This is a genomic window from Microbacterium gilvum, from assembly GCF_039543865.1.
GTDB lineage: Bacteria > Actinomycetota > Actinomycetes > Actinomycetales > Microbacteriaceae > Microbacterium > Microbacterium gilvum.
This window is the reverse complement of sequence record NZ_BAABKO010000002.1, coordinates 439,403-463,685: the sequence shown is the minus strand read 5'-3', so window position 1 is coordinate 463,685 and position 24,283 is coordinate 439,403. Positions and strand designations below refer to the sequence as shown.

Sequence of the window (24,283 nt, the reverse complement as noted above, 5' to 3'; positions counted from 1 at the left end):
CTCCAGATCTGTTCGGCAGCCCTCCCAGTCTACCGCGCGGATGCCGGGAGAACGGCGTTCACAGCCCGCCTGACGCGAGAAAAAGACCCGGTCCACGATCCCACCCGTCCTACCCGTAGGTATCGCGCGGGCCCCGGCCTGGAACGCGTCTGATGCCGTGATTCCACGAGGGCACGTCCGGCCCGAAGAAGCGGATGTCGGTGACCCCCGCCTCGGGATACACCTGGATGACGCGTGTGAGGAACTGGGCGCGCATGAGATGCATCTGCTTGCTGCGGGGTGTGGAGTCGCAGCGCACGACCACGACGCCGTTGGAGAACGTCTCGATGTGGGAGTGCGCGGCGTTCTCGGGCCCGGCGATCTCCTCCCAGTTGAGCGCGAGGTCCTCGCGCTGCAGGTTCGGCTCCCAGCCGCTCGAGCGCGTCAGCACGTCGAGCGCCTCGCCGAGCGGCTTCGGATCGCGCCCCGGGGCGAACGGGGCGTCCTTGTCGTCGTCGTCGACGACCCGCCGCTTCTTCCGATACCGCTTGCTCGGCTCGAGGCCGCGCAGCCGCAGGTAGGTGGCGATGGTCTCGGGGATGTCCGGCTCACTCATCGGACGAAGGCCCGATCGGATGGTCGGCGAGCGGGCCGAGGACGGCTCCCGCCTCGATGCGGACGGCGTTCGCACGCAGCGGCTCCGGCACGTCGGCCGCCACCGCGGCGGTGACGACGACCTGCTCGAAGCCGGCGACCACGCCCGCGAGACGCCGGCGTCGATGGGCGTCGAGCTCGGCGAAAACGTCGTCGAGGATGAGCACGGGGTCGCCGCCCTGGGACTCTCCGCGCAGGAGCTCCGCCGACGCGAGCCGCAGCGAGAGCGCGACCGACCACGATTCGCCGTGGGATGCGTATCCCTTGACGGGGAGACCTCGGACGGTGAGGAGCAGGTCGTCGCGATGGGGGCCGACCAGGGTCAGCCCGCGCTCGAGCTCCTGTGGACGGCGGGCGGCGAGGGCCGCGCGGAACAGCTCGGCCGTCGTGCCGGCGGCCTCGTCCTCGTGCGCGTCGCCCTCCTCGGGATCTCCTCCGCGTACGGAGAGGGCCCAGGCGAGGCGGGGCCGATGGTCTTCGCCGGCGACACCGGCGTAGGCGGCCGCCACGGGTTCGGCGAGATCCTGTGCAAGTCGTGTGCGGGCGTCGATGAGCTCGGATCCGAGGGCGACGAGCTTGTCGTCCCAGACGTCGAGCGTCGACAGCTGCGTGCCGGTGATCCGGCGGGCGCGTGCCGACTTCAGGAGCGCCGTGCGCTGCCGGAGCGTGCGCTCGTAGTCGGCGATGACCCCGGCCATCCGCGGCGTGCGCTGCACGAGGAGCTGATCGGCGAAGCGCCGACGCTGGGACGGATCCCCGCGCACGATCTGCAGATCCTCCGGCGCGAACAGCACGACCTGCGCGTAGCGCGGCAGCTCGGACGCGCGCACGGGCGATCCGCTCACCCGCGCACGGTTCGCGCCCTGCTTGTTGATCTGGAGTTCGAGCGTGACCCGGCGCTGGCCGTGCGCCAGACGCGCTCGCACGAAGGCGGCATCCTTGCCGTCGCGGACGAGCGGCGCATCCGCCGACACCCGGTGCGATCCGAGAGTCGCGAGGTACGCGATGGCCTCGGCGAGGTTGGTCTTCCCCTGCCCGTTCCGCCCGACGAGCACATTGGGACCGGGCTCGAGCGCGAGCTCAGCCTGCGCGTAGTTGCGGAAGTCGACGAGGCTGAGATGCTCCACGATCATGGTCTCGGCCTCCTTCCGGTCAACGACCTCTCAGCGGCTCGCTTCGCTCGCGCGGCGTCACCTCAGCAGCAGGTTGGGCTGCAGCAGGTACTTGAACGAGTCCTGGCCGGCCTGATCGACCGACGTCTGGCTCGTGATGAGGATGGGGCTGAGCTTGTTGGCGTTGTCGCTCGAGGTGAACGTCACGCGGACGAACTCGCTCTTCACCGCGCCGAGCGCCTCCAGGAGGTACTGCGGGTTGAGTCCCAGCGTGACCTCGTCGCCGCCCCCGAGGTGCGCGTCGACCGACTCCGACGCCCTCGCCTGGTCTCCGCCCGAGGCGTCCATCGTGACCTGCGAGGTCGAGAACGTGAAGCGGAGCGGGGCGGAGCGGTCGAGCACGAGCGACACGCGGCGGACGGCCTCGGCGAGGTCCGCCGTGCTGACGACCGCGTAGTGCTCGGTCTGCGCAGGGAACAGCCGGCGCACGGGCGGGAAGTTGCCCTTGATGAGCAGCGACGTCACGGTCTTGTTGCCGGCTGTGAAGGCGATGATCTCGCGGTCGCCGGCGCCGGAGAACGCGATCGAGATGTTGCCGCCGTGCGAGAAGGTCTTGCCGACCTCCTGGAGCGTGCGCGCGGGGACGAGCGCCGTCGCCTGCTGCTCGCTGCCGTCCCAGGGGATGTCGCGGACGGCCACGCGGTAGCGGTCGGTGGCGACGAGGCTGAGACCCGTCCCGGAGACCTCGAGCTGCACGCCCGTCAGAACGGGGGTGACGTCGTCGCGCGATGCGGCGAAGGCGACCTGCGAGATCGCCGTCGCGAAGTCGTCACCCGGGACGAGGCCGGACTCTCCGGTGACCTCCGGGATCGCCGGGTATTCCTCGACGGGCATCGAGGCGAGCGCGAAGCTCGCCGATCCGCACGTCAGCGAGATGTTGCCGTCGTCTTCGGTGGAGATCTGGATCGGCTGGTTCGGCAGCCGGCTCGCGATGTCGGAGAGGAGACGGCCGTGGACGAGGATCGTGCCGGGTTCGTCGACGGTGGCGTCGATCGTCGTGCGCGCCGAGGCCTCGTAGTCGAAGGCCGACAGGGCGAGCGTGCCGTCGGCGTCCGCCTCGATGAGGACTCCGGCGAGGATCGGCTGGGGGTTGCGCTGCGGCAGCAGCTTGACGACGAATGAGACGGCCTCGCTGAAGACGTCGCGGTTCACGTGGAACTTCACGTGTCGCTCCCCTCGGATCACAACTTCGGGCGGGGTCGTGCCCCGCGGGTTTCCCATGCTAGTGCCCTGGTCCGTCGCGTTCGATCGAGAAGGTCATCGGAGGCCCTCTGAGAAAGAGAGATCTCTTAACCGTGTTAACCGCTGTGGACAGTGTGGATAACTCTGTGGAGGCGAGTCGGGAGTAGGGAACGACATGTGTGTGAGTTGTGGACGGGCTGCGGACGACCCGTGGAGGGGCGTCGGGGCCCCGATCGCGCCATCACAGGCCGCTCCACACCTGCGTGGCGTGTCCCCCACAGGGCGACAGGCGTGTCTCCCCAGTTATCCACAGGAGTTTTCACATGGGGAGAACTCGTTATAGAGGGTCGGCGGGCATCGCGTCAAGCGCGCGTTCGGGCATATGACGCCGGGATGACGCGCAAGGGCCCGGAGATGTTCATCTCCGGGCCCTTGCGGCGGTGTCGCGACCGTGTCAGCGGCGTCCGAGCTGAGTCGTGATCTCCTGCACCTGGTTGTAGATCGAGCGCTTCTCCTTCATGAGCTCGTTGATCTTCCGGTAGGCATACATGACCGTCGTGTGGTCGCGCCCGCCGAAGAGCTGCCCGATCTTCGGGAGGGAGAGGCTCGTGCGCTCCCGGCAGAGGTACATCGCGATCTGCCGCGCCTGTGCGACCGACTGCGCCCTGCTGGAGCCGTGCAGGTCGTCGGCCGTGAGCTTGAAGTAGCCGGCCGTGACGCTGATGATGTCGTTCGGCGAGACGACGGTGTCCTCGGCCTGGTCGACGATGTCGCGGAGCACCGTCTGGGCGAGTTCGAGCGACACGGGAGACCGGTTGAGGCTCGCGAAGGCGGAGACGCGGATGAGGGCGCCCTCGAGCTCGCGGATGTTGGTCGAGACGTTCGAGGCGATGTACTCCACGACGTCGTCGGGGATGTCGAGGCGCTCGGCCTGCCCCTTCTTCCGCAGGATGGCCACGCGCGTCTCGAGGTCGGGTGCCTGGACGTCGGTGATGAGGCCCCACTCGAAACGGCTGCGCATGCGGTCCTCGAAGCCCGTGAGGAGCTTGGGCGCCACGTCGCTCGTGATGACGACCTGCTTGTCGTGGTCGTGCAGCGTGTTGAACGTGTGGAAGAACGTCTCCTGCGTCTCGGCCTTGCCCTGCAGGAACTGGATGTCGTCGATCAGCAGGATGTCGACCTCGCGGTAGCGTGCGTTGAAGGCGGCGCCGCGGTTGTTGGCGATCGAGTTGATGAAGTCGTTGGTGAACTCCTCGCTCGAGACATAGCGCACGCGCACCCCGGGATAGAGGTTGAGCGCGTAGTCGCCGATCGCGTGGAGGAGGTGGGTCTTCCCGAGGCCGGAGTCGCCGTAGATGAACAGCGGGTTGTAGGCCTTCGCGGGCGCTTCGGCGACGGCGACGGCGGCCGCGTGCGCGAACCGGTTCGACTGTCCGATGACGAAGTTGTCGAACGTGTACTTGGGGTTGAGGCGCGTGTCATCACGGGAGGGGGCAGGCGGCGGGCTCGACGGCGCCACGGGCCGCTGGGCGGCCTCGACCGCGACAGGAGGGGGCGGGGCGTCGAAGGCGGTCTCGGTGAGGTCGGGGTTCACCGACACGCGGAAGCTCTTCGCGTCTCCCCCGATGCGTTCGAGGGCGTCCATGATGGGCTCCCTCATGCGCTTGTTGATCTGCGCCGCGGTGAGGTCGTTCGGCACGTCGATGTAGAGCGTGCCGCCCATGACGCCCTGCGGGACCGCGAGGCTGAGGTAGCCCTCGAGCAACGGCGTGATCCGGTCGTCGACGGCGAGCTCCGTCAGCACGGTGCGCCAGATCGGGACATCCGGGATGTCGTGCGCGCTCATGGCCTCCCCTAGCCTGTGGATAACTTCGTGACACGCTAGTGGATGGAAGGCCAACGGCAAACTCCGCGTTGACGCCGGGTGGCGTGTCCCTGCCACCGGGAGCGCCCGCCTGTGGGGATACTGTCAGGTTCTCGCCTCATTTGCGAGAAGCGACCGGCTCGGCGTACTCTAAGTCGGTTGACCTATGCCCGTTCCGGGCTCCACAACTCTCGTCTCCGGTCGCAGTGATTCCGGTGACCGTCCATCCGGAGTGATTCCATGAGCAAGCGCACGTTCCAGCCCAACAACCGTCGCCGCGCCAAGAAGCACGGCTTCCGCGCCCGCATGCGCACCCGTGCGGGGCGCGCCATCCTCGCGGCGCGTCGCGGCAAGGGCCGCACCGAGCTCTCGGCGTAACCGCCCCGAGACGTTCCGTGCTCGCGCGGAAGCATCGCCTGACCCTCGGCCTCGACTATCGGATGGTCGTGCGCCGGGGGTCTCGATGCGCCGGTGCGTCCACGGTGACGCACGTCGTGCACACGGGCGAGGAGCGGGACCCCCGCTTCGGCTTCATCGTGAGCAAGGCGGTCGGCAACGCCGTCACCCGGAACACGGTGCGTCGGCGGCTGAAGGCCGTGTGCGCGTCGGCCCTGCCCGATGTGCGACCGGGCGCCGACGTCGTCATCCGTGCGATGCCGTCCTCCGCGACGGCGAGCTATCAGGAGCTCCGCTCCGAGGTGACGCGCTGCCTCGCCCGGAAGGCGGCGGCGTGAGCGCCCTTCCCGCGTCGGCCCTGGGGTCGGCGCGGTTTCGCGTATCCGACGTCGTGCGCGCCGTCCCGCTCGCTCCGCGCAACACCGGCCTCGCGCTGCTGCACGGCTACCGTGCGACGATCTCGCACCTCTACGGCGACGTCTGCAAGTACTACCCGTCGTGTTCGGCGTACGCCGTCACGGCCGTCCAGCAGCACGGGCTCGTGAAAGGATCGGGCCTGGCGGCCCTGCGCCTCGCCCGCTGCCATCCCTGGGCTGTCGGCGGTGTCGACGACGTGACGCCCCACCCGCGCTTCCGCTACGACCTCACCCGTCACGGCTTCGTCGTGCCGCTACGAAAGGACTGACCTCCGTGGACTTCCTCGGAATCATCCTCTGGCCCATCCGCTGGGTCATCGAAATGATCCTCGTCGGCTGGCACGCCGTCCTCACCTTCCTCGGCATGCAGGTCGACGGCGGACTCACCTGGGTCCTGTCCATCGCCGGCGTCGTCGTCATCGTGCGCTCCGCGCTGATCCCGCTCTTCGTGAAGCAGATCAAGAGCCAGCGCAAGATGATGGAAATCGCGCCGGAGATGAAGAAGATCCAGGACAAATACCGCGGCAAGCGCGATCAGCTCTCGCGTGAGGCGATGAGCCGCGAGACCATGGCGCTGTACAAGAAGCACGGCACGACGCCGGTCTCGAGCTGCCTGCCGCTGCTCGTGCAGATGCCCGTGTTCTTCTCGCTGTACTACACCCTCTACGACATCAAGAACCACGCCGCTCAGGGCATCGGCGGCGTGGGTCTGCTCAGCGCCGAGCTCACGCAGCAGTTCAACAACGCCAAGCTCTTCGGCGTGGCGCCGCTCAGCGAGACTCTCGTCGACGCCATCCAGAACCAGCCGGAGGGCTGGGTCGCGACGACGGTCATCCTCGTCATCATGGTCGCGCTCATGATCGGGACGCAGTTCTTCACGCAGCTGCAGATCGTGTCGAAGAACCTCTCCCCCGAGGCGAAGACCGGCCAGGCCTACCAGATGCAGCGCATCATGCTCTACATCATCCCGTTCGCGATGATCTTCTCGGGCGTCTTCTTCCCGCTCGGCGTCGTCTCGTACTGGTTCTTCAACAACCTCTGGACGATGTGCCAGCAGTTCCTCGTCATCCGCGAGATGCCCACGCCCGGATCGGATGCCGACAAGGCGCGTGCCGAGCGCCTCGCCCGGAAGGGCAAGGCCATCAACAGCAAGGGCAAGGTCGTCCCGCTCGCGGAGTACGAGGCAGAGCAGCAGGAGATCCTGCGCAAGGCGGAGGCGGAGCGCGCCAAGGCCCCCAAGCGCCAGCAGCCGATGAGCGCCAAGCGCGCGAAGAAGCAGCAGCCGCGTCCCGACGACGCCGCCTCCAGCTGACCCGTCGACCGACCGCGACCACGGAGAAACCCATGACGACGACGCCCGCATCCGACGCGCCCGCGGAGATCGATCTCGAGCGCGAGGGAGACATCGCCGCCGACTTCATCGAGGGCCTGCTCGACATCGCCGACATCGACGGCGACCTGACGCTCGACGTGCGGCAGGGTCGTGCGTACGTGTCGGTGGAGTCGGACGACGCCTCGCTGGAGTCGATCTCGCACCCGGACACGGTGCAGGCGCTGCAGGAGCTGACGAGACTCGCCGTTCAGAGCGAGACGGGGGCGTTCTCGCGGCTGATCCTCGACATCGGCGGGTCCCGCGACGTCCGTCGTCGACAGCTCGAGAAGCTCGTCGACGCGGCATCGGCGAAGCTCGACGACGGTGCATCGCAGGCTTCGCTGCCGGCGATGTCGTCTTACGAGCGCAAGCTCGTCCACGACATCACCGCTGAACGCGGCCTCGTGTCCGAGTCGTACGGCGAAGGCCCCGACCGGCACACCGTCATCCGTCGCGCCTGATGGCCCCATCGGACCTCGAGCAGGAGCCCGTCGTCGCGCGGGAGCTCTTCGGCGACCGCATCGAACTGGCGCGGGCGTACACGTCGGCGCTGGCCGAGCACGGCGAGGAGCGAGGGCTCATCGGTCCGCTCGAGGTGCCGCGGCTGTGGTCCCGGCACATCCTCAACTCCGCCGTGGCCGCTCCCCTGTTCCCCGCTGCCGGCCGTGTCGGAGACGTGGGCTCCGGAGCGGGTCTGCCGGGCATCGTGCTCGCGATCGCGCGCCCCGACGTCCAATGGATCCTCATCGAGCCGATGGAACGCCGCACGGTGTGGCTGTCGGAGCAGGTGGCGGCGCTCGGTCTCGACAACGTCGTCGTGGAGCGTGCACGCGCGGAGGAGGCGGGCCGCTGGGAGGGCGCGTTGGATGCGGTGACGGCACGGGCTGTGTCTGCCCTGCGAACGCTCATCCCGTGGACGGCGCCCCTCGCGCGGGACGGCGGCGAGCTCATCCTCCTCAAGGGGCAGGGGGCGCCGGCGGAGATCGAGGCGGCTGCCAAGGTGATCCGCAAGCACCGGCTGTCCGATGTGCGCGTCCAGATCCTCGGAGAGGGCGTCGTCGCGGAGCCGACCAGGGTCATCCGCGCGACGGTTCGTTAATTTTACGTTCCTGATCTGGGATTTACTGGATCATCCGCGTGTACGAGCGGAATGCCGTCCCGTGCGCGAACCCCTCGGACTCGTAGAGCGCCTGGGCCACGACGTTGTCCTCAGCGGTCTGGAGGCTGACGAGCGCGGCGTCGGCCGCGCGAGCCCGTGCGACGACATCGCGGAGGAGCTCTCGCCCGACACCCTGGCCGCGCGCCGGCTCGGCGACGAAGAGATCGTTCAGCACCCACGTGCGTCGCAGCCGCGTGGAGGAGAACGTCGGATAGATCTGCGCGAAGGCGATGTCGGCACCCTCGCGGCGGCCGAGCAGGATCACGCTCTCCGCATGTTCGACGCGCTCGGCGAGGAACCTGCGGGCGGCGTCCTCGCTGTGATCCTTGCCGTAGAACGCGAGGTACCCCAGGAAGAGGCGTGTCGCGCTGTCGAGGTCGTCCGCGCCGGCCTTCCGGATGTCGAGCATCATGTCTCCATCCTGACATCATCGCTGCCGACCGAAGGCGGCGTCGGCCGCGGTCATCACGTGAGAGCACCTCGCTCGTGGTGTATGTCCCGGCCCTTGACCTGTGTGTTCCGACTTCGATTGCCGCATGTTCAGCCTTGATCGCGGTGCGAGCGAACGTGGCTTGACGCGCGTGTCCTGATCACGGCTTCCGTACGTGGCGCGCCGTGCGTGTCCCGCCCTCGGTCGCCGCGCCTCGGCCCTCGGTTGCCGTGTATGCGGCCTCGGTCGTCGAGTATGTGGCGCTCGGCTGCAGGGTGTCGGCAGCGCTCGACACGTGAGGGCGCCTTGCTCGACGTGCGCGTTTCTCCCCTGGCCTCCGCGTGCGCTTCCCCTTGGCCACGACATCATCCGGCGTCGGCTGTCGTGTGTCGGGCCGCGGTCGCCGCGTGAGCACCCCGGTCGACGTGCGTGTCCTTGACCCGCACTTTCCGCGCTGTTGCGTTCGCGTGGTGCATGTCCCGTCCAGGTTCGTTGCACGTGCGGCCATTAGTCGGCCGGCTCTCCGACTCTGGTCGGCGCATCCTTGTCCGGTTGCCGCGCCCCTCCCCTGCTCTCTGTCGCCTTACGTCGGTCGGTCTGTCCGACGCCGGTCTTCGAACGGGCGGAGCAAGTCGAAGCGTCGCAGCCTCCTCCCGTGCGCGCGGGCTCTCGGTGGTGCGGCGTCGGCGTCGACGAACTGGGCGGATCAATGCTGCCGTACGCCACCGCCCGCTCTCGGCTGACCGCCAGATGTGGGCGCTGTTTCACGTGAAACACTTTGGCGTGCGGAGCGAGTCGAGCGGATCGGTCGCGCTTGTGCGGATCGGCGCCTTCATGCGACGGTCGCCGTACTCTCTGTTGAGCACGGGGTGGCGCCGCCGAGCGGGCGGATCGCTCGCACTCCGAGGATCGGTGAGATGCGGACTCAGGTCGGCTCAGATGTTTCACGTGAAACGGACTGCGTCATTGCCTGAAGCGGCGCACGTGACGCCGGAGCGCCGCTTTCCAATCGATCCGCGGTGGACAGTTGAGAGGAGAGCAGCGGGACACGTGGTGTCGGCGAGATTTGGACCCGGGACTCGGCGCACTCCCCTCCCCGGTCACAGATCCTCGGCGTTCGAACCCTCCGCATTGCGGGAGTCAATGCATCTCGAAAACTGCGCGTGCAGTCCGCGCGGTGGGGGCACTCGAGTGTTCCACGTGAAACGTCCCGATCCACATGGTGATGATGCCACCGGATAAGTCGTGGGTGACGGGACCGTCTGACAAGCCGAGTGCCCATCTGATCGCTTTGCACCGGTACCGCTCGGCAAGGGGGGTGGAAAGAGGCGCGGTGCGGCTCCACCGTGTGGACATCCCGCTTGAGCGGAGATGCGTTGAGCGACGTCGTTGTGGGGCTCACAGTCCTCGCTCATCGCCGGCGCCGGCCAAGCGTCGCCGACGAAGGTCGGAGTACCGGCCGCCCGCGTGCCGCATCGTCATCTGTGAGTGTGTGCTCCCGCGCGGGCCGAGGGGGCGCTTCGAGACACTCCCCATGAGCCGGTGCGGCGACCAGCGAGCGGTTGCGTCGCGATGGCGCGCCACATGGCGCGGGGCGCCCTGTGTGTGAGCGTCGGCGGCGGCAGGTCAATGGAAGGCTTCCCCATCCGCGCGCGCTCCGCATTCGAGGGTTGCAGCAGGGGAGCGTGCCTGCAGAGCGCCGCGCGGATCGTGGCGTTTCACGTGAAACAATGCGCCCACGTGAAGTCACGTGAGCGAGCAACCCAAGCTCGCAGCGCGCGATCCGCGCGCCATGGTCCGTGGCGATCGGTGCGAACAGAGTCGCCGGAGACCAGACCCGTTCGGTTGCCACGACAAGCACGATGGTCGCGATCGGGCCCGCCCGCGACAGAAGCCTGGTGCACTGTCGTCGACGCGTGTGGTGGCATGGACGGTGATGGCCGACTGGCGGGTGCGCCTGAGCATGAGTCGTCGATTCGTCGATTCGTCGATGCGTGGAGCTGGAGCCGTGGGGGAGAGCTTGCCGTGGGACCTCTCCGGAGACACATGCATGCCACCGGCGACCCCACGGCTCCAGCTCCACGCATCGACCCCGTGATCACGTACGGAGGGCGCCAGCGCGTGCGGGCTCTCCGTCTCGCTTCGCTGAGCCCACCACCGCGAGTCGTGGGAGGGCGCGTGACGCGAGCCGCGGGAAAGCTGGAACGTTCTCGCAGCGGTGTGCCCGCGTGGGCGGGGTTGCGGGAGTGCCCGAATGCGAATGCCGCCCTCGTGCGTGCTCGGCAGTGCCCGGCGATAGGCGCCGGGCGTACTGTCTCGGTCGGCCAGCGCATGACCGGGACGAATGCGTGTGTGCTGGGGTCGATGGCACGTGTCGGGTGGGCGCTGTGAGACGTGTCGGTGCGGGGCGCTCGAGTGGCGCCTACGGGGGTAGAGGTGGGTGATGGAGGGCTGGATGCATGTGAGTCTGGCAAGGCTGCGCGCACACCGGTGGGAAGGATGGCGGGTGGGCGCCCGTTTCGCCTATCCGCTCAACGGCCGGGCTGGTCCGTGGGTATGCGGTCGATGACATGTCAGACGGGGACCGGACTCCGTGCAGCGATGCGGGTCTGCAGGGGCGGGGGCGATGCTGTCAAGGCTGTGGGCGATGGGGTGCCGGATGCATGCGGGCACCGCAGAGCTGCGCGCTCCTGGCGGCCGGGGCGTGGGCTTGGTCGGGGCGTTCCGTTTCGCTTCGCTGTCTCACTGACCAGGGAACGTGGCGGTCGCCGCGAAGGTCGTGGAGCCACTGGGTGAGTTGCGCCGTCATCCGAGGGCGGACCGGCGCGTATCGGCTCGCTCGCTCGATGACCAGAGCGGGTACGAACAGCGACGGTGACCTGTCGCGATCGGGGCGGTGCCGTCTCCGCGCAGAGGAAAGCGAGCGGGGGACGGTGGTCTCGCTGTGCGCGCAGAGGCGGCCGGATGCGTCCGATACGGACGCGCGCTCGTCAGTACGAAGAGCGCTGATCGGCGGGTGCGTGCTTCGTCGCACGTCGCACGTCGCACGCCGCGTGATCGGCAAACGGGGAGGGATGGTCGGCGCGCACGTTTCACGTGAAACATGTGCACGAACCACGGGGCGCGCGACCTCCTCGACGGGCGTGGCGCGCGATCCCCCGTTAGAGTGGGAGATGTCTGCTCGTGGCGAAGGGATGAGTGTTTCACGTGAAACAGTCCGGGAACATCACCGAACCCGACGACAGCCCGATCGCCCGTGAACTCGCGGACATCTCGGCCCGTCGCCGCGCCCTCGAGGGGGTGAGCGTCAGCTTCTCCGGGCCGACGCGGATCATGACGATCTCCAACCAGAAGGGTGGAGTCGGCAAGACGACCACCACGGTGAACATCGCGGCGGCCATCGCGTCTCTCGGTGGTCGCGTGCTCGTGATCGATCTGGATCCGCAGGGCAATGCGTCGACGGCTCTCGGCGTACCCCATAACGCCGAGCTTCCGAGCATCTACGACGTCCTCATCGACGACACTCCCCTTGCGGACGTGGTGCGCACCAGCCCCGAGTCCGAAAACCTGCTCTGCGCGCCCAGCAACATCCACCTGGCGGGTGCGGAGATCGAGCTCGTCACGCAGGTGGCACGCGAGCAGCGGCTCAAGACCGCCGTCGGCGAGTACCTCGACGGCCTCGACGAGCAGCTCCACTTCATCCTCATCGACTGCCCGCCGTCGCTCGGACTCCTCACGATCAACGCGTTCACGGCGGCGACGGAGGTGTTCCTGCCGATCCAGTGCGAGTACTACGCCCTCGAGGGACTGAGCCAGTTGCTGGGCAATGTGAAGATGATCCAGAAGCACCTGAACCCGCAGCTTCAGCTCACGACCATCCTGTTGACGATGTTCGACGCGCGCACCCGACTGTCGCAGCAGGTCGCAGATGAGGTGCGCAGCCACTTCACGACCGAGGTCCTGGAGACCTTCATCCCCCGCTCCGTCCGGGTGTCCGAGGCCCCGAGCTTCGGACAGACGGTGATCTCGTATGACGGGAACTCGGCCGGCGCCATCGCATACCGCGAGGCGGCTCTGGAGATCGTGCGTCGCGGCACCGCCGACGCAGAGGAAGGACAGCACTGATGGCGAAGCGTACGGGACTGGGACGCGGCATCGGAGCGCTCATCCCCACCTCGGAACTCACCGACGAGCGGCCGGTCGACGTCTTCTTCCCCGCTTCGAACACGAAGCCGGCGAAGAAGGCGTCCGGCGAGCACGCGGAGGCCGAAGAGCTCGTAGCGGTCCCCGGGGCGCGCCTCGTGCACATCGCGCCGACGTCGATCGTGCCTAATCCACGTCAGCCGCGCACCCACTTCGACCCGGACGAGCTCTCCGAGCTCGTGCAGAGCGTCAAGGAGGTCGGCGTCCTCCAGCCGGTCGTCGTCCGCGACAAGGGCGACGGCACCTACGAGCTCATCATGGGCGAGCGGCGCACGCGCGCCTCGCGCGAGGCCGGACTCGCCGAGATCCCCGCGATCGTCCGCGACACGGCCGACGAGGACCTCCTCCGCGACGCCCTCCTCGAGAACCTCCACCGCGCCCAGCTGAACCCCCTCGAAGAGGCATCCGCCTACCAGCAGCTCCTCGAGGACTTCGGCATCACTCAGGAGCAGCTGGCCGAGCGGATCGGCCGCTCGCGTCCGCGCATCAGCAACACCATCCGCCTCCTCCGCCTCCCTGTCGACGTGCAGCAGCGGGTCGCGGCCGGCGTGCTGAGCGCGGGTCACGCGCGCGCGGTGCTGTCGCTGGAGACCGAGGCGCAGATGCAGCAGCTCGCGGACAAGATCGTGAACGAAGACCTCTCGGTGCGCGCCGCCGAGGCCGCCGCCAAGCGGCTGGCGGAGGCAGGGGCCGCAGCACCCGGCCCGCGGACGACGCGGTCGCAGGGCGGCGCACGCCGCGCCTACCTCGATGACGTCGCCACACGGCTGGGCGACCGCCTGAGCACCAAGGTCAAGATCAAGCTGACGGCGAGAAAAGGCCAGGTCACAATTGATTTCGCATCGATTCAGGACCTGAACCGGATGCTCGAGGAGCTCGGCGAGACCGCCTACGGCGAATGAGTCGGCGGAGGACTACCCTGGCGGGATGACCGCCCCCACGCCGTACCTGCTGTTCCCCGGGACCTGTCGCGCCGCACTCGAGGACTACCAACGGGTCTTCGGCGGCGAACTGACCCTGCACACCTACCGCGACTTCTCCCGCACGGACGGTCCCGGCGACGACATCGCCCACGGCGAGCTGCGCGGGCCCGTCACGTTGCAGGCGGCCGACGCGGGGGCGGATGAGGACGCCGTCGCGCTGACGGGGGTGATGCTGTCGCTCCTCGGCCACGACGAGGCCGTGGTGCTGCGTCGCTGGTTCGACGAGCTCTCGATCGACGGCACCGTGGTCTCCGCGCTCGAGAAGCGTCCCTGGGGAGACTGGGACGGCGTCGTGGTCGATGCGCATGGCCTGAAGTGGCTCATCGGCTTCCAGGGCGACTGAGGGCCTCCTGCGGGCCTCCTGCGCCATCCGCGGTGGACGAGGGGATCGCCGCCGCGATACGGCAGCGCGTCGAGAGCGTCAAGGGGGTGGGTGCCGTGGCGCGCGCTTCCTAACGTGGGGTGGAGCACGACCTGTCGAGACCCCAGACGAGAGGACGACGCCCATGACGCACCACGACACCGCTCCCGCCGACACCGTGACGCAGGCCCCCGGAGGGGTCGATCCGCGCTCGGCCGGGCCGGAGGGTCCGTTCCCCACCCAGGAGCAGCCGGACCAGCCCGGACTCACCGGCGAGATGACGCCGACCCCCGACCATGGCGAGGAGTCGTGGGTCAGGCGCCACCGCCTCACCGGCCGCAAGGCGCTCATCACGGGCGGCGACTCCGGCATCGGGCGGGCCATCGCGATCGCCTACGCGCGGGAAGGCGCCGACGTCGCGATCGCGCACCTCGCCGAGGAGCAGGACGACGCCGACGAGACGCGGCGCCTCGTCGAGGCGGAGGGCCGAACCGCGGCGACCTTCGCGGTCGACCTCACGGACGAGCAGGCCACCGTCGAGCTCGTCGCCGCCGCGCGCGAGGCGCTCGGCGGCTTGGACATCCTCATCCCCAACGCCGCATACCAGCGCCAGCGCGACGGCATCGAGAACATGGAGGTCGCAGAGGTCGAACGGGTGTTCCACACCAACCTCGTCTCGACCATCGTGCTCGCCCGCGAGGCCGTCCCCCACATGCCTCCCGGCTCGTCCATCATCGTCACGACATCCATCCAGGCTTCGGAGCCGTCGCCCGGCCTCCTGGACTACGCCATGACGAAGGCGGCTCTCGTCGCGTTCGCGCAGGCGCTCGCCCAGGACCTGGCGGAGAAGGGCATCCGCGTCAACGCCGTGGCACCCGGCCCCATCTGGACGCCGCTCATCCCGGCGACCGGATTCCCCGCCGACAAGGTGGCCGAGTTCGGCCAGGACACGCCGCTCGGCCGCGCCGGGCAGCCCGCGGAGCTCGCGGGCGCCTACGTCTACCTCGCGAGCGACGAGTCGTCGTACGTGACCGGCGCGGTGATCCCCGTCACGGGCGGCCGGCCCTTCTGAGAGGAGTCGTCATGCCGAATCCGAGCATCAAGGACGAGGAGCTGTACGAGGAGCTCCGCGAGGACGGCGCGTCGAAGGAGAAGGCCGCGCGCATCGCGAACGCCGCCGCGCGCGACGGTCGGAGGACCGTCGGGAAGCGGGGCGGGCAGGCTGAGGACTACGAGGAGCGCACGGTGAACGAGCTGCGCGACCGGGCCAGGGAGCTCGGCATCACGGGGTACTCCCGACTGCGGAAGGGCGAGCTCATCGAGCGCCTCCGCAACCACTGAGATCCGTGAGGGGATCGTGTGCGGCGGACCCCGGCCCGCCGCACACGTCTACGCTGGACGAGTGGACCTGCCAGCCGAATCGCTCCCCCGCCGACGCGCAAGCGTCGAGGTGCTGCGCGCCGAGGCCGCCGACGAGCTCGCTGCTCTCATCCACGAGCGGCTCCGCGAGGGCGAGGATCCCTGGGAGTTCATGGAGGACCTGCCCACCATCGACGAGCTCGTCGTGTTCACGCTGCGCGCGGAGCACATCGAGGCCGACGGCGGCCTGCGACCCACCCACGCGCGGAACCAGCGCCTCCTCCGCCAGATCGCGGCGGAGTATCCCGAGCTCACCAAGGCCGTCTGGCGCCTCATCGGCCAGGAGAACACGCACAGACGCTGGGATGCCGTCGTGCGCGTCGTCGACGGGCGCTGAGACGCAGAGAAGGGGCCGGCCTGCGACGCAGACCGGCCCCTTCTCCACGTGAGTCTGTCAGCCGAGGTACGGCGCGAGGTCCTGCTCGAGCGCGAACTTCGGCTTGGCGCCGATGATGGTCGACGCCACCTCGCCGTTCTGGAAGACCTTCATCGCGGGGATCGACGTGATCTGGTACTTCATCGCGAGGTCGGGGTTCTCGTCGACGTTGAGCTTCAGGATCGTGATCTTGTCGGGGTTCTCGGCCTGGATCTCGTCCAGGACCGGGGCGACCATCCGACAGGGGCCGCACCAGGCCGCCCAGAAGTCGACGAGCACCGGGCCGTCGGCCTGGAGCACATCCTGCTCGAAAGTGGCCGAAGTCGTGGCCTTGACGTTGCTCATGGGTTCTCCTTGTTCTCAGATCTATCGGTGGGAACGCCGCGACGACGCGGGATGTTCCCGGGTCACGCCTCGACGAGCTGGTCCTCGGCGGGCTCCGGCTCGCCGGCGTCGCCGAGCGATGCGAGGAAGTGCTCCGCGTCGAGTGCCGCGACCGTTCCCGACGCGGCGGCCGTGACGGCCTGGCGGTACGAGGGATCGATCACGTCACCGGCGGCGAAGACGCCGCGCACCGAGGTGCGCGACGAGCGCCCGTCGACCGCGATGGTGCCCTCGGGGGCGAGATCGACCTGGCCGTGCACGAGGTGCGTGCGGGGATCGTTGCCGATCGCGACGAAGAGTCCCTCGATCGCGAGATCGCGTGTATCGCCCGTGACGGTGTCGCGAAGCGTGATTCCCTCGACGGCGGAGTCGCCGAGCACGTCGGCGACCTCGGCGTTCCACACGAACTCGATCTTCTCGTTCGCGAGCGCCCGCTCCTGCATGATCTTGGACGCCTTGAGCGTGTCCCTGCGGTGGACGACGTACACCTTCGAGGCGAACTTCGTGAGGAAGGTCGCCTCCTCCATCGCCGAGTCGCCGCCGCCGACGACCGCGATCTCCTTCTCGCGGAAGAAGAACCCGTCGCACGTCGCGCACCACGAGACGCCGTGGCCCGAGAGGCGGTCCTCGCCGGGGAGCCCGAGCCTGCGGTACGCCGAGCCGGTTGCGAAGATGACGGCCTGCGCCTCCTCGACGGCTCCGCTGCCGAGCACGACGCGCTTGACGTCGCCTGCCAGGTCGAGCTCGGTGACGTCGTCGTAGCGGATCTCGGCCCCGAACTTCTCCGCCTGCTCCTGCATCTTCTGCATGAGGTCGGGGCCCATGACGCCCTCGGGGAAGCCAGGGAAGTTCTCGACCTCCGTCGTGTTCATGAGCTCGCCGCCGACCTCCACGGAGCTGGCGACGACGAGCGGCTGCAGGTTCGCACGCGCCGCATAGATCGCGGCCGTGAAGCCTGCGGGGCCGGAACCGATGATGATGAGCTGTCGCACGCGCGCCTCCTGGGTGTCTGGATGCTCCAACCCATGGTACGGCCGGGCTATTCCGCGCGGGCTGTGCGCGCGGACGGGGGGATGGCCCCGGCACGCGGCCAGGGCCATCCCCCGCCTGTCATCCCCAGAGTCCGAGCGCGAACTCCGCGATGACGACGGACACGAGGTACGACGCGGCGATGGACACGATGCCGACCGGGATGATCTTCCAGCCGATGCTCTTGAGCAGCGGCAGGTCCTTCCCGAGACTGAGTCCGGCGATGGTGAGCACCACCGTGCAGACCGACAGGAAGTCGATCGACGCGACGCTCGCGAGCACCGCGTCGGCGACGGGCGACACGGGCGTCGTCGCGAGGGCGCCGATCGAGATGACCCACGCGATCGCAGGCACCCTCCCCCGCGTGAGCCGCGACAGGCCGAAGCCCGCCATCGCCAGGAGCGCCATGAGCACCCAGCCGAGCACGATCGTGACGTCGAAGCCCCTGTGCGCGATCGACGCGACCACCACGCCGACGACGGCGAGCACGGCGACGGCGAGCCACGACGAGAGCGTCACGGCGGGCGGGGTCGCCGCCTGCTCCATCCTCGCGCGCTGCACGGGCGCCGGCTCGGCCGCCGCGACCGCGAACCGGCCGCGCGCGAGCAGACGGTAGAGCCGGTCGGCGAGGGGCAGCGCGACGAAGATGCCGACGTAGACGCCGAGGATGCCCGTGATGAGGTTCGAGGCGGTCGCGACGGCCAGCACCTGGTCGCCCATCTCGGGATGCGCCTGCTGCACCACGGCGGCGGCCGCGGCCATCATCGACCCCGATCCGACGCCTGCTCCCATCGCCAGCGCGAGCGGGTCGAAGACGCCCGTCGACGTCGCGAGGGAGGCGATGAGGCTCACGAGGATCGCGCCGAACAGGGTGCCGAACACGTACATCGACAGCACTCCGCGGTACTGCGGAGAGTCGGCGCCGTACCGCTCGCTCACCATCGCGAAGGAGCCCTCCCGGTCGATCGAGAACGTCGCGCCGACGGTCGCCGGCCCCATCCGCAGCAGCACGGCGAGCGGCAGCGCGAGCAGGATGGTGCCGAACAGGTGTCCGACCTCCTGCAGCAGGAGCGCGGGACCCGCCGTGAAGAGGATGGAGATGTTCGGACCGAGCGTGAACGACAGGCGCGCGCACAGGACCATGACGGCGACGCCCATGAGGACGCCCGCGGCGTGCTGCATGTCGAGCGGCATCCGCTTCCACGGCTGCGCGGAGGCGAAGCCGCCGCCGATGATGCCCCACACCATGGGGAGGATGGTGAGGGAGGCGATCCCGAGCGGGATCACGAGAGCGCCGGCGAACTGGGCGATGCCCGCGATGACGAGAAGGAGGGCCGCGAGGACCCAGAGCTTCGGACTGCGGGCCGTGTAGCGGATGGCCGATGCGGCGTCGGCGATCCGGGTGCGCGCGGCGCTGGTCGATTCGGACATGTCGGTTTCCTCAGGGTCGGGGTCGGGGTCGGGCTTCGGGGGTCGGGAGCGGGTCAGGCTTCCAGGGTGATCCGGGTCGCTCCGGCGGGTCGTGCGGCCTTCCGTGCCTTCAGGGAGGCGCGCACGGCGGGATCGAGGGCCGCGTCGAGCGCCGTGAAGGCGATGACGGCTGCACCGTCGATGACGGCGTCGTCGGCGGCGGGAGACGCCGCGTCGGCCGTGAACGCGGGGTTGTGGGGCACCGCCTCGGACCCGAGGACGGCGATCATGCCGTGGAGGCTCGGCACGACCTGGGACACGTTGCCCATGTCGGTCGAGCCGCCTCCGAGCAGCGAGCCCTCGGCGAGCTCGCGGCCGCGCAGCGCCATGTTCGCGTCCCAGAGCGGTGCGAGCCCGGCGTCGTGCTCCAGGGGGGCGTACGGGTGCTCGGTCTGCTCCCAGCTCCAGGTCGTGCCCGTCGCGATGGCGGCGCCCTCGAAGCATGCGAGCACCCGCTTCTTCAGGTCGCGCCAGGCGTCGATCTCGTAGGCGCGCACCTCGACCTGCACGACGGCGCGGTCGGGGATGATGTTGGTCGCCTCGCCGCCGAGCGAGATGAACGCGTTGAGGTTGGTCGTCGACGGCAGATGCTGGCGGAGGAAGGCGATCGCATTGAGCGAGAGCGCTGCCGCCGATGCGGCGTTGACGCCCTTCTCGGGGGCTCCGGCGGCATGCGCGGTGACTCCGTGGAACTCCACGGCGAAGCGGTCGACGGCCGTCGAGACGAACGACGACGCACCCCGGTCCTCCCCCGCGGCGCCGTGCACCATGAGCGAGAAGTCGGCGTCCTCCCACGCCCCCGCCTGCAGGAGCGACACCTTGCCGCCGCCGTGCTCCTCGGCCGGCGTGCCGAGGAGGGTGACGCGCAGGCCGGCCCGGTCGGCGACGGGCAGGAGGGCGATCGCCGCGCCGACGCCGGCGGCGGCGATGATGTTGTGCCCGCACGCATGCCCGACGCCGGGCAGGGCGTCGTACTCGGCGCAGATGACGACGGAGAGGTCGCCGTCGCCGTAGACGGCCTCCACGGCCGTCTCGACGCCGTAGGCCGCCGTCGTCACGGCGAAGCCCGCGTCGCGCAGCGTGCCGGCCACGCGCAGAGCGGCGCGGTGCTCCTGCCAGCTGAGCTCCGGATCGTCGTGGATCTCGTGGCTGAGCGCCAGCAGGGTCGCGCGGCTCGCTTCGAGCGCCGAGGCGATCTCGTCCTTGAGGGCGGCGGTATCGGCATCCTGGGTCGTGGCGACGGCGTCGGTCATGGCTCTCCTTCGGGGTCCGGTGTGCGGATCAGTGTGGGAGAGCCGTGATTCCGATCTGTAAAGTTGCACGGAACCCGCGGAGAAGGGATGGCGATTGCAGGAATCCGGTCTCGATGTGCTCGACAGGCGTCTCCTGCATGCGCTGCAGATCGAGCCGCGCGCGGCGTGGACCGCGCTCGCTCCCGTCGTCGGGGCGGACGCCGCGACGCTCTCCCGTCGCTGGCAGCGCATCGCCGACGAGGGGCTCGCCTGGAGCACGGGCATCCTCGGATGGGACAGCGGAGCGCTCGTCGAGGTGGAGTGCGAGCCCGCCGCGCTCGCCGCGGTGACGGACGCCCTCGTCGACGACCCGCAGGTCGCGACGGTCGACCGCACCGTCGGCACGCGCGACCTCTTCCTCACGCTCATCGGCAGCGACCCCGACCTGGCGGCGCGCTTCACGACCGAGAAGCTCAGCCATCTGCCCGGCATCCGCTCGGCGCGCACGCATCTCGTCGTGGACTACATCGTCGAGGGCGGCGCATGGCGTTTCCGCGAGCTCACCGCGGGGGAGGCGACGCGCATCCCTCCCGCCGCGGCGCCTCGCCCGCGAGCGGCGCGGGTCGTCGCCCCCGAGCTGCGGGCCGTCGTCGGGTACGAGCTCGGACTCGACGGGCGCGCGTCGGCGGCGGCCATCGCCGACCGCCACGGCGTCTCACCGCAGCGCGTGGTCGACGCGATCGCCACCCTGCGCGCATCGGGCGAGCTGCGGCTGCGCACCGACGTGGCGCGACGGCTCTCGTCGTGGCCGGTCTACGCGTGGTACTTCGTCGAGGTTCCAGCGTCTCTGCTCGCCCCGCTCCGCACGGCCCTCGGCAAGGTGCCGGAGGTACGGCTCGCCGTCGAGTGCGCGACGCGCTACAACCTCATCCTCGCGGTGTGGCTGCGCTCGCTCGCCGACATCTCGGGCTTCGAGGTCGCGCTGGAGCGCGCGGCCCCGGGCGCGCGCATCGCCGATCGCTCCGTCGTCTCCGGCATCGCGAAGCATCTGGGCCACGCTCTCGACGACCGCGGCCAGGCGACGGGGCGGATCGTCTCGATGTCTCCGCGACCCTAGCGGGGGCGCGACCTTCCGAGGGACGTCGCGGCGCTTCGTCTCGCTCTGCTCGCTCAGCGGCCGGGTGATGGGGGCGGGGCCGTGCTCTCGCGGACGACGAGCGTCGTGGGGACGACGTCCATGCGCGGGGAGCCGCTCGCGCCGCGCACCTGCGCGAGCGCGGCCGCGACGGCGCGCCGGCCGGCGTCGGCGAAGTCCTGGTGCACCGACGTCAACGGCGGGTCGTAGGCGCCGGCGTCCTCGGTGTCGTCGAAGCCGACGACGCTCACGTCGTCGGGGATGGACCGGCCAGCCTCGCGGAGCGCGCGGTACAGACCCAGAGCCATCTGGTCGTTGGCGCAGAACACCGCCGTGCAGCCCGGGTCCGCCGCGGCGCGCCGTCCGAGCGCATAGCCCGACTGCGCGGTCCAGTCGCCGCGCAGCACGGGAGGGATGTCGCGGCCCGATTCCGCGAGCGTCTGACGCCATCCCTCCGCGCGGCGCTGCGCGGGGTGGGAGCCCTCCGGTCCCGCGAGGTGCCAGACCGTGTCGTGACCGAGCGAGAGCAGGTGCCGGGTCGCCTGGCGGGCGCCGTCGAACTGATCCGTGTCGACCACGACGTGCGCGTCATCCGCGCCGGTGTCCATGAGCACCACGGGCACACCGGGAGGCAGCAGCACCTCGGCGCGCTCGAGCAGCTGCGTCTCGATGTTGAGGATGAGAGCGTCGACGGCGAGCTCCTGGAGGCGGGAGTACACGCGCCCGGCGCCCTCCGACTGCGCCCGCAGCGGGATGAGTGTCGTGGTGTACCCCTCGACGGCCGCCGAGTGGGCGATCGCCTCGATCGTGCGGATGTCGCCGATGGTCGACAGCGTGTTCGAGATGACGCCGATGGTGTGGAACGATCCGAGCTTGAGGGCCCGCGCTGCGCTGTTCGGGCGGTAGCCGAGCTCGTCCATCGCGGCGATGACGACCTCGCGGGTCTCCTCCAGGACCCCGCCGAACCCGTTCGCCACGCGCGACACGGTCTGCGCCGACACGCCGGCGCGCTGTGCGACGTCGGCCATCGACACCCGGCGTCCGCCGGTGTCGGCGCGACGCCGCGGGGGGCGGGGGGAAGCGAGGTCGTCCATCGTCTTGAAACCGTATCGTGACCGACCCGAGTTGCGCGGTCATCCGCGGCGCGTAGGATGTTTACGCAAACATAGCTGTTCCACCCACTCCTGTCGATGCAGCGGAGGACCTCAGGATGACAACAACGTCGCCTGCCGTCCCGGTGATGCCACCGGGTCGGACGCAGACCAGGGCGGCGCGCCACGCGCGCGGCCGATGGACCGGATGGGGCTTCCTCGCGCCGTTCATGATCGTGTTCGCGCTCGTGTTCCTCGCGCCGATCGTCTACTCGATCTACCTGAGCCTGTTCCGCTCGCAGCTCGTCGGCGGCACCGTCTTCGTGGGGCTCGACAACTACCTGCGGGCGTTCGGCGACGAGAGCTTCTGGCAGGGACTCGGCCGCGTCGTCCTGTTCCTCGTCGTGCAGGTGCCGATCATGCTGGGCATCTCGCTCGTGGCGGCCCTCGCGATCGACAGCGGCCGCCTCTACGGCCGCGACTTCTTCCGCATCGGCATCTTCCTGCCGTACGCCGTTCCCGCCGTCGTCGCCGCGTTCATGTGGGGCTTCATGTACGGCGACAGGTTCGGCCTCGTCGGCAACATCGAGGACGCGTTCGGCGTGCAGCTGCCCGACCTGCTCTCGCCCGAGCTCGTGCTCGCCTCGATCGGCAACATCGTGACGTGGGAGTTCGTGGGCTACAACATGCTCATCTTCTACTCGGCCCTCCGGGTCGTCCCGAGCTCGCTGTACGAGGCCGCCGCGATCGACGGCGCGAGTCAGTTCCGGATCATCCGCGCGATCAAGATCCCCGCCATCCGCGGCTCGCTCGTCGTCGCGACGATCTTCTCGATCATCGGCAGCTTCCAGCTCTTCAACGAGCCGAGCATCATGTCGTCGCTCGCGCCCAACGCGATCACCACGTCGTTCACGCCCAACCTCTACGCCTACAACCTCGCGTTCGCGGGGCAGCAGCTCAACTACTCCGCGACCGTCGCGATCATCATGGGCGTCATCACGATGATCATCGCCTACGTCGTGCAGCTGCGCGGGATGCGGAAGGCCGACTGACATGACCACGACCCGCCTCGTCACCGTGCGCCCCGGCGCCCGCACGCGCTCGCGCATCGGCACGATCGACAAGCCGCGCCGCAGCATCCTGCTGACGATCCTCGCCGGCATCATCCTCGTCTACTCGCTCATCCCCCTCGTCTGGCTGCTCATCAACGCGACCAAGACCCAGAGCGACCTGTTCTCGACCTTCGGCCTGTGGTTCGGAGGGGAGTTCGCGCTCTTCGACAACATCGGCCGAGCCCTGACGTACGACGACGGCATCTTCCTGCGCTGGTTCGCCAACACGCTGCTCTACGTCATCGTCGGGGCGGGAGGGGCGACCCTCCTCGCGGTCCTCGGCGGGTACGCGCTCGCCAAGTACGAGTTCCCGGGCAGGAAGGCCGTCTTCGCCGTCATCATCGGCGCCGTGGCCGTGCCCGGCACGGCGCTCGCGGTGCCGACGTTCCTCATGTTCAGCTCGATGGGTCTGACGAACACCCCGTGGTCCGTCATCATCCCGTCGCTCATCTCGCCGTTCGGGCTCTACCTCATGTGGACGTTCGCGTCCGAGGCCATCCCGACCGAGCTCATGGAGGCGGCGCGCATCGACGGCGCGAGCGAGTTCCGCATCTTCTGGCAGGTCTCGCTGCGCCTGCTGGCACCCGGGATGGTCACGGTGCTGCTGTTCACGATGGTCGCGACCTGGAACAACTACTTCCTGCCGCTCATCATGCTGCGCGACCCCGACTGGTACCCGCTCATCATCGGTCTCAACCAGTGGAACGCCCAGGCGTCGACCGCCGGCGGGACCGCCATCTTCGACCTGGTGCTGACCGGCTCGCTCCTCACGATCGTGCCGCTCATCATCGCCTTCCTCTTCCTGCAGCGGTTCTGGCAGTCGGGCCTCTCGGCCGGATCCGTCAAGGAATGACCCCCACACCC

General features: G+C 69.4%; 25 protein-coding genes. 15 read left to right on the top strand and 10 right to left on the bottom strand.

What is annotated here, in order from left to right; all coding sequences use genetic code 11:
* Window positions 1–109: 109 nt before the first annotated feature.
* From ABD998_RS07975 to dnaA, 4 genes are all read right to left on the bottom strand, one after another.
* Window positions 110–595 (bottom strand): DciA family protein, encoded by a 486-nt coding sequence (locus ABD998_RS07975; protein WP_345437808.1) that lies wholly within the window; start codon window positions 593–595, stop codon window positions 110–112.
* Window positions 588–1,766, bottom strand: coding sequence for a DNA replication/repair protein RecF (recF, locus tag ABD998_RS07970; RefSeq protein WP_345437806.1), 1,179 nt, complete (start codon window positions 1,764–1,766; stop codon window positions 588–590). Before recF ends, ABD998_RS07975 begins: the two co-directional genes overlap by 8 nt.
* 57 nt (window positions 1,767–1,823) lie before the next feature.
* Entirely contained in the window at window positions 1,824–2,969 is a 1,146-nt protein-coding gene (gene dnaN / locus ABD998_RS07965; RefSeq protein ID WP_345437804.1) for a DNA polymerase III subunit beta, read from the bottom strand.
* Between the two features lie 472 nt (window positions 2,970–3,441).
* Window positions 3,442–4,833: a chromosomal replication initiator protein DnaA gene (gene dnaA, locus ABD998_RS07960; RefSeq protein ID WP_345437802.1), complete on the bottom strand. Its 1,392-nt coding sequence runs from the start codon at window positions 4,831–4,833 to the stop codon at window positions 3,442–3,444.
* 258 nt (window positions 4,834–5,091) lie between these two features.
* On the opposite strand from dnaA, the gene rpmH reads away from it, so the two are divergent.
* From rpmH to rsmG, 6 genes are read left to right on the top strand one after another with little or no spacing between them, the layout of a single operon-like run.
* Window positions 5,092–5,229: a 50S ribosomal protein L34 gene (rpmH, locus tag ABD998_RS07955; RefSeq protein ID WP_043595303.1), complete on the top strand. Its 138-nt coding sequence runs from the start codon at window positions 5,092–5,094 to the stop codon at window positions 5,227–5,229.
* Between the two features lie 17 nt (window positions 5,230–5,246).
* A complete protein-coding gene (gene rnpA, locus ABD998_RS07950) occupies window positions 5,247–5,585 on the top strand; it encodes a ribonuclease P protein component (RefSeq protein ID WP_345437800.1) in 339 nt (112 codons plus the stop codon).
* Window positions 5,582–5,932: a membrane protein insertion efficiency factor YidD gene (gene yidD, locus ABD998_RS07945; RefSeq protein ID WP_345437798.1), complete on the top strand. Its 351-nt coding sequence runs from the start codon at window positions 5,582–5,584 to the stop codon at window positions 5,930–5,932. Before rnpA ends, yidD begins: the two co-directional genes overlap by 4 nt.
* Before the next feature lie 5 nt (window positions 5,933–5,937).
* Complete coding sequence (gene yidC, locus ABD998_RS07940; RefSeq protein ID WP_345437796.1) at window positions 5,938–6,975, top strand: membrane protein insertase YidC; 1,038 nt, start codon at window positions 5,938–5,940, stop codon at window positions 6,973–6,975.
* 32 nt (window positions 6,976–7,007) lie between these two features.
* Complete coding sequence (locus ABD998_RS07935; RefSeq protein ID WP_345437794.1) at window positions 7,008–7,496, top strand: Jag family protein; 489 nt, start codon at window positions 7,008–7,010, stop codon at window positions 7,494–7,496.
* The gene (rsmG, locus tag ABD998_RS07930) at window positions 7,496–8,134 is read left to right on the top strand and encodes a 16S rRNA (guanine(527)-N(7))-methyltransferase RsmG (protein WP_345437792.1); all 639 of its coding nucleotides are present in this window, start codon (window positions 7,496–7,498) and stop codon (window positions 8,132–8,134) included. The genes ABD998_RS07935 and rsmG overlap by 1 nt, the downstream gene beginning before the upstream one ends.
* 22 nt (window positions 8,135–8,156) lie before the next feature.
* On the opposite strand, the gene ABD998_RS07925 is transcribed toward rsmG, so the two are convergent.
* Complete coding sequence (locus tag ABD998_RS07925; RefSeq protein WP_345437790.1) at window positions 8,157–8,606, bottom strand: GNAT family N-acetyltransferase; 450 nt, start codon at window positions 8,604–8,606, stop codon at window positions 8,157–8,159.
* 3,225 nt (window positions 8,607–11,831) lie between these two features.
* Between ABD998_RS07925 and ABD998_RS07920 the strand changes: the two genes are divergently transcribed.
* From ABD998_RS07920 to ABD998_RS07895, 6 genes are all read left to right on the top strand, one after another.
* Window positions 11,832–12,749, top strand: a complete 918-nt coding sequence (locus tag ABD998_RS07920; RefSeq protein ID WP_425562954.1) for a ParA family protein — start codon at window positions 11,832–11,834, stop codon at window positions 12,747–12,749.
* Entirely contained in the window at window positions 12,749–13,729 is a 981-nt protein-coding gene (locus tag ABD998_RS07915; RefSeq protein WP_345437786.1) for a ParB/RepB/Spo0J family partition protein, read from the top strand. The genes ABD998_RS07920 and ABD998_RS07915 overlap by 1 nt, the downstream gene beginning before the upstream one ends.
* A gap of 25 nt (window positions 13,730–13,754) precedes the next feature.
* Window positions 13,755–14,153: a VOC family protein gene (locus ABD998_RS07910; protein ID WP_345437784.1), complete on the top strand. Its 399-nt coding sequence runs from the start codon at window positions 13,755–13,757 to the stop codon at window positions 14,151–14,153.
* A 163-nt stretch (window positions 14,154–14,316) separates the two neighbouring features.
* Window positions 14,317–15,243 carry an SDR family oxidoreductase gene (locus tag ABD998_RS07905; RefSeq protein WP_345437782.1) on the top strand — a complete coding sequence of 309 codons (927 nt, stop codon included), beginning with the start codon at window positions 14,317–14,319 and terminating at the stop codon, window positions 15,241–15,243.
* Window positions 15,244–15,254: 11 nt separating this feature from the next.
* Complete coding sequence (locus tag ABD998_RS07900) at window positions 15,255–15,512, top strand: Rho termination factor N-terminal domain-containing protein (protein WP_345437780.1); 258 nt, start codon at window positions 15,255–15,257, stop codon at window positions 15,510–15,512.
* A 61-nt stretch (window positions 15,513–15,573) separates the two neighbouring features.
* Window positions 15,574–15,927, top strand: coding sequence for a tryptophan synthase subunit alpha (locus ABD998_RS07895; RefSeq protein ID WP_345437778.1), 354 nt, complete (start codon window positions 15,574–15,576; stop codon window positions 15,925–15,927).
* Between the two features lie 57 nt (window positions 15,928–15,984).
* On the opposite strand, the gene trxA is transcribed toward ABD998_RS07895, so the two are convergent.
* The 4 genes from trxA to ABD998_RS07875 form a co-directional block, all read right to left on the bottom strand.
* Entirely contained in the window at window positions 15,985–16,311 is a 327-nt protein-coding gene (trxA, locus tag ABD998_RS07890; RefSeq protein ID WP_345437776.1) for a thioredoxin, read from the bottom strand.
* Between the two features lie 62 nt (window positions 16,312–16,373).
* Complete coding sequence (trxB, locus tag ABD998_RS07885; RefSeq protein ID WP_345437774.1) at window positions 16,374–17,342, bottom strand: thioredoxin-disulfide reductase; 969 nt, start codon at window positions 17,340–17,342, stop codon at window positions 16,374–16,376.
* Window positions 17,343–17,460: 118 nt separating this feature from the next.
* On the bottom strand, window positions 17,461–18,810 hold the full coding sequence (locus ABD998_RS07880) for a DUF3100 domain-containing protein (RefSeq protein WP_345437772.1): 1,350 nt from the start codon (window positions 18,808–18,810) through the stop codon (window positions 17,461–17,463).
* Window positions 18,811–18,863: 53 nt separating this feature from the next.
* Window positions 18,864–20,102 (bottom strand): amidohydrolase, encoded by a 1,239-nt coding sequence (locus tag ABD998_RS07875; protein ID WP_345437769.1) that lies wholly within the window; start codon window positions 20,100–20,102, stop codon window positions 18,864–18,866.
* A gap of 115 nt (window positions 20,103–20,217) precedes the next feature.
* On the opposite strand from ABD998_RS07875, the gene ABD998_RS07870 reads away from it, so the two are divergent.
* Window positions 20,218–21,198: an Lrp/AsnC family transcriptional regulator gene (locus ABD998_RS07870; RefSeq protein ID WP_345437767.1), complete on the top strand. Its 981-nt coding sequence runs from the start codon at window positions 20,218–20,220 to the stop codon at window positions 21,196–21,198.
* A 53-nt stretch (window positions 21,199–21,251) separates the two neighbouring features.
* Here ABD998_RS07870 and ABD998_RS07865 read toward each other — a convergent pair whose 3' ends face one another.
* On the bottom strand, window positions 21,252–22,310 hold the full coding sequence (locus tag ABD998_RS07865; protein ID WP_345437765.1) for a LacI family DNA-binding transcriptional regulator: 1,059 nt from the start codon (window positions 22,308–22,310) through the stop codon (window positions 21,252–21,254).
* A gap of 116 nt (window positions 22,311–22,426) precedes the next feature.
* Between ABD998_RS07865 and ABD998_RS07860 the strand changes: the two genes are divergently transcribed.
* Together ABD998_RS07860 and ABD998_RS07855 are read left to right on the top strand one after the other, a co-directional pair.
* Window positions 22,427–23,359, top strand: a complete 933-nt coding sequence (locus tag ABD998_RS07860) for a carbohydrate ABC transporter permease (protein WP_345437763.1) — start codon at window positions 22,427–22,429, stop codon at window positions 23,357–23,359.
* Between the two features lies 1 nt (window position 23,360).
* Window positions 23,361–24,272, top strand: a complete 912-nt coding sequence (locus ABD998_RS07855; RefSeq protein WP_345437761.1) for a carbohydrate ABC transporter permease — start codon at window positions 23,361–23,363, stop codon at window positions 24,270–24,272.
* Window positions 24,273–24,283: the final 11 nt, after the last annotated feature.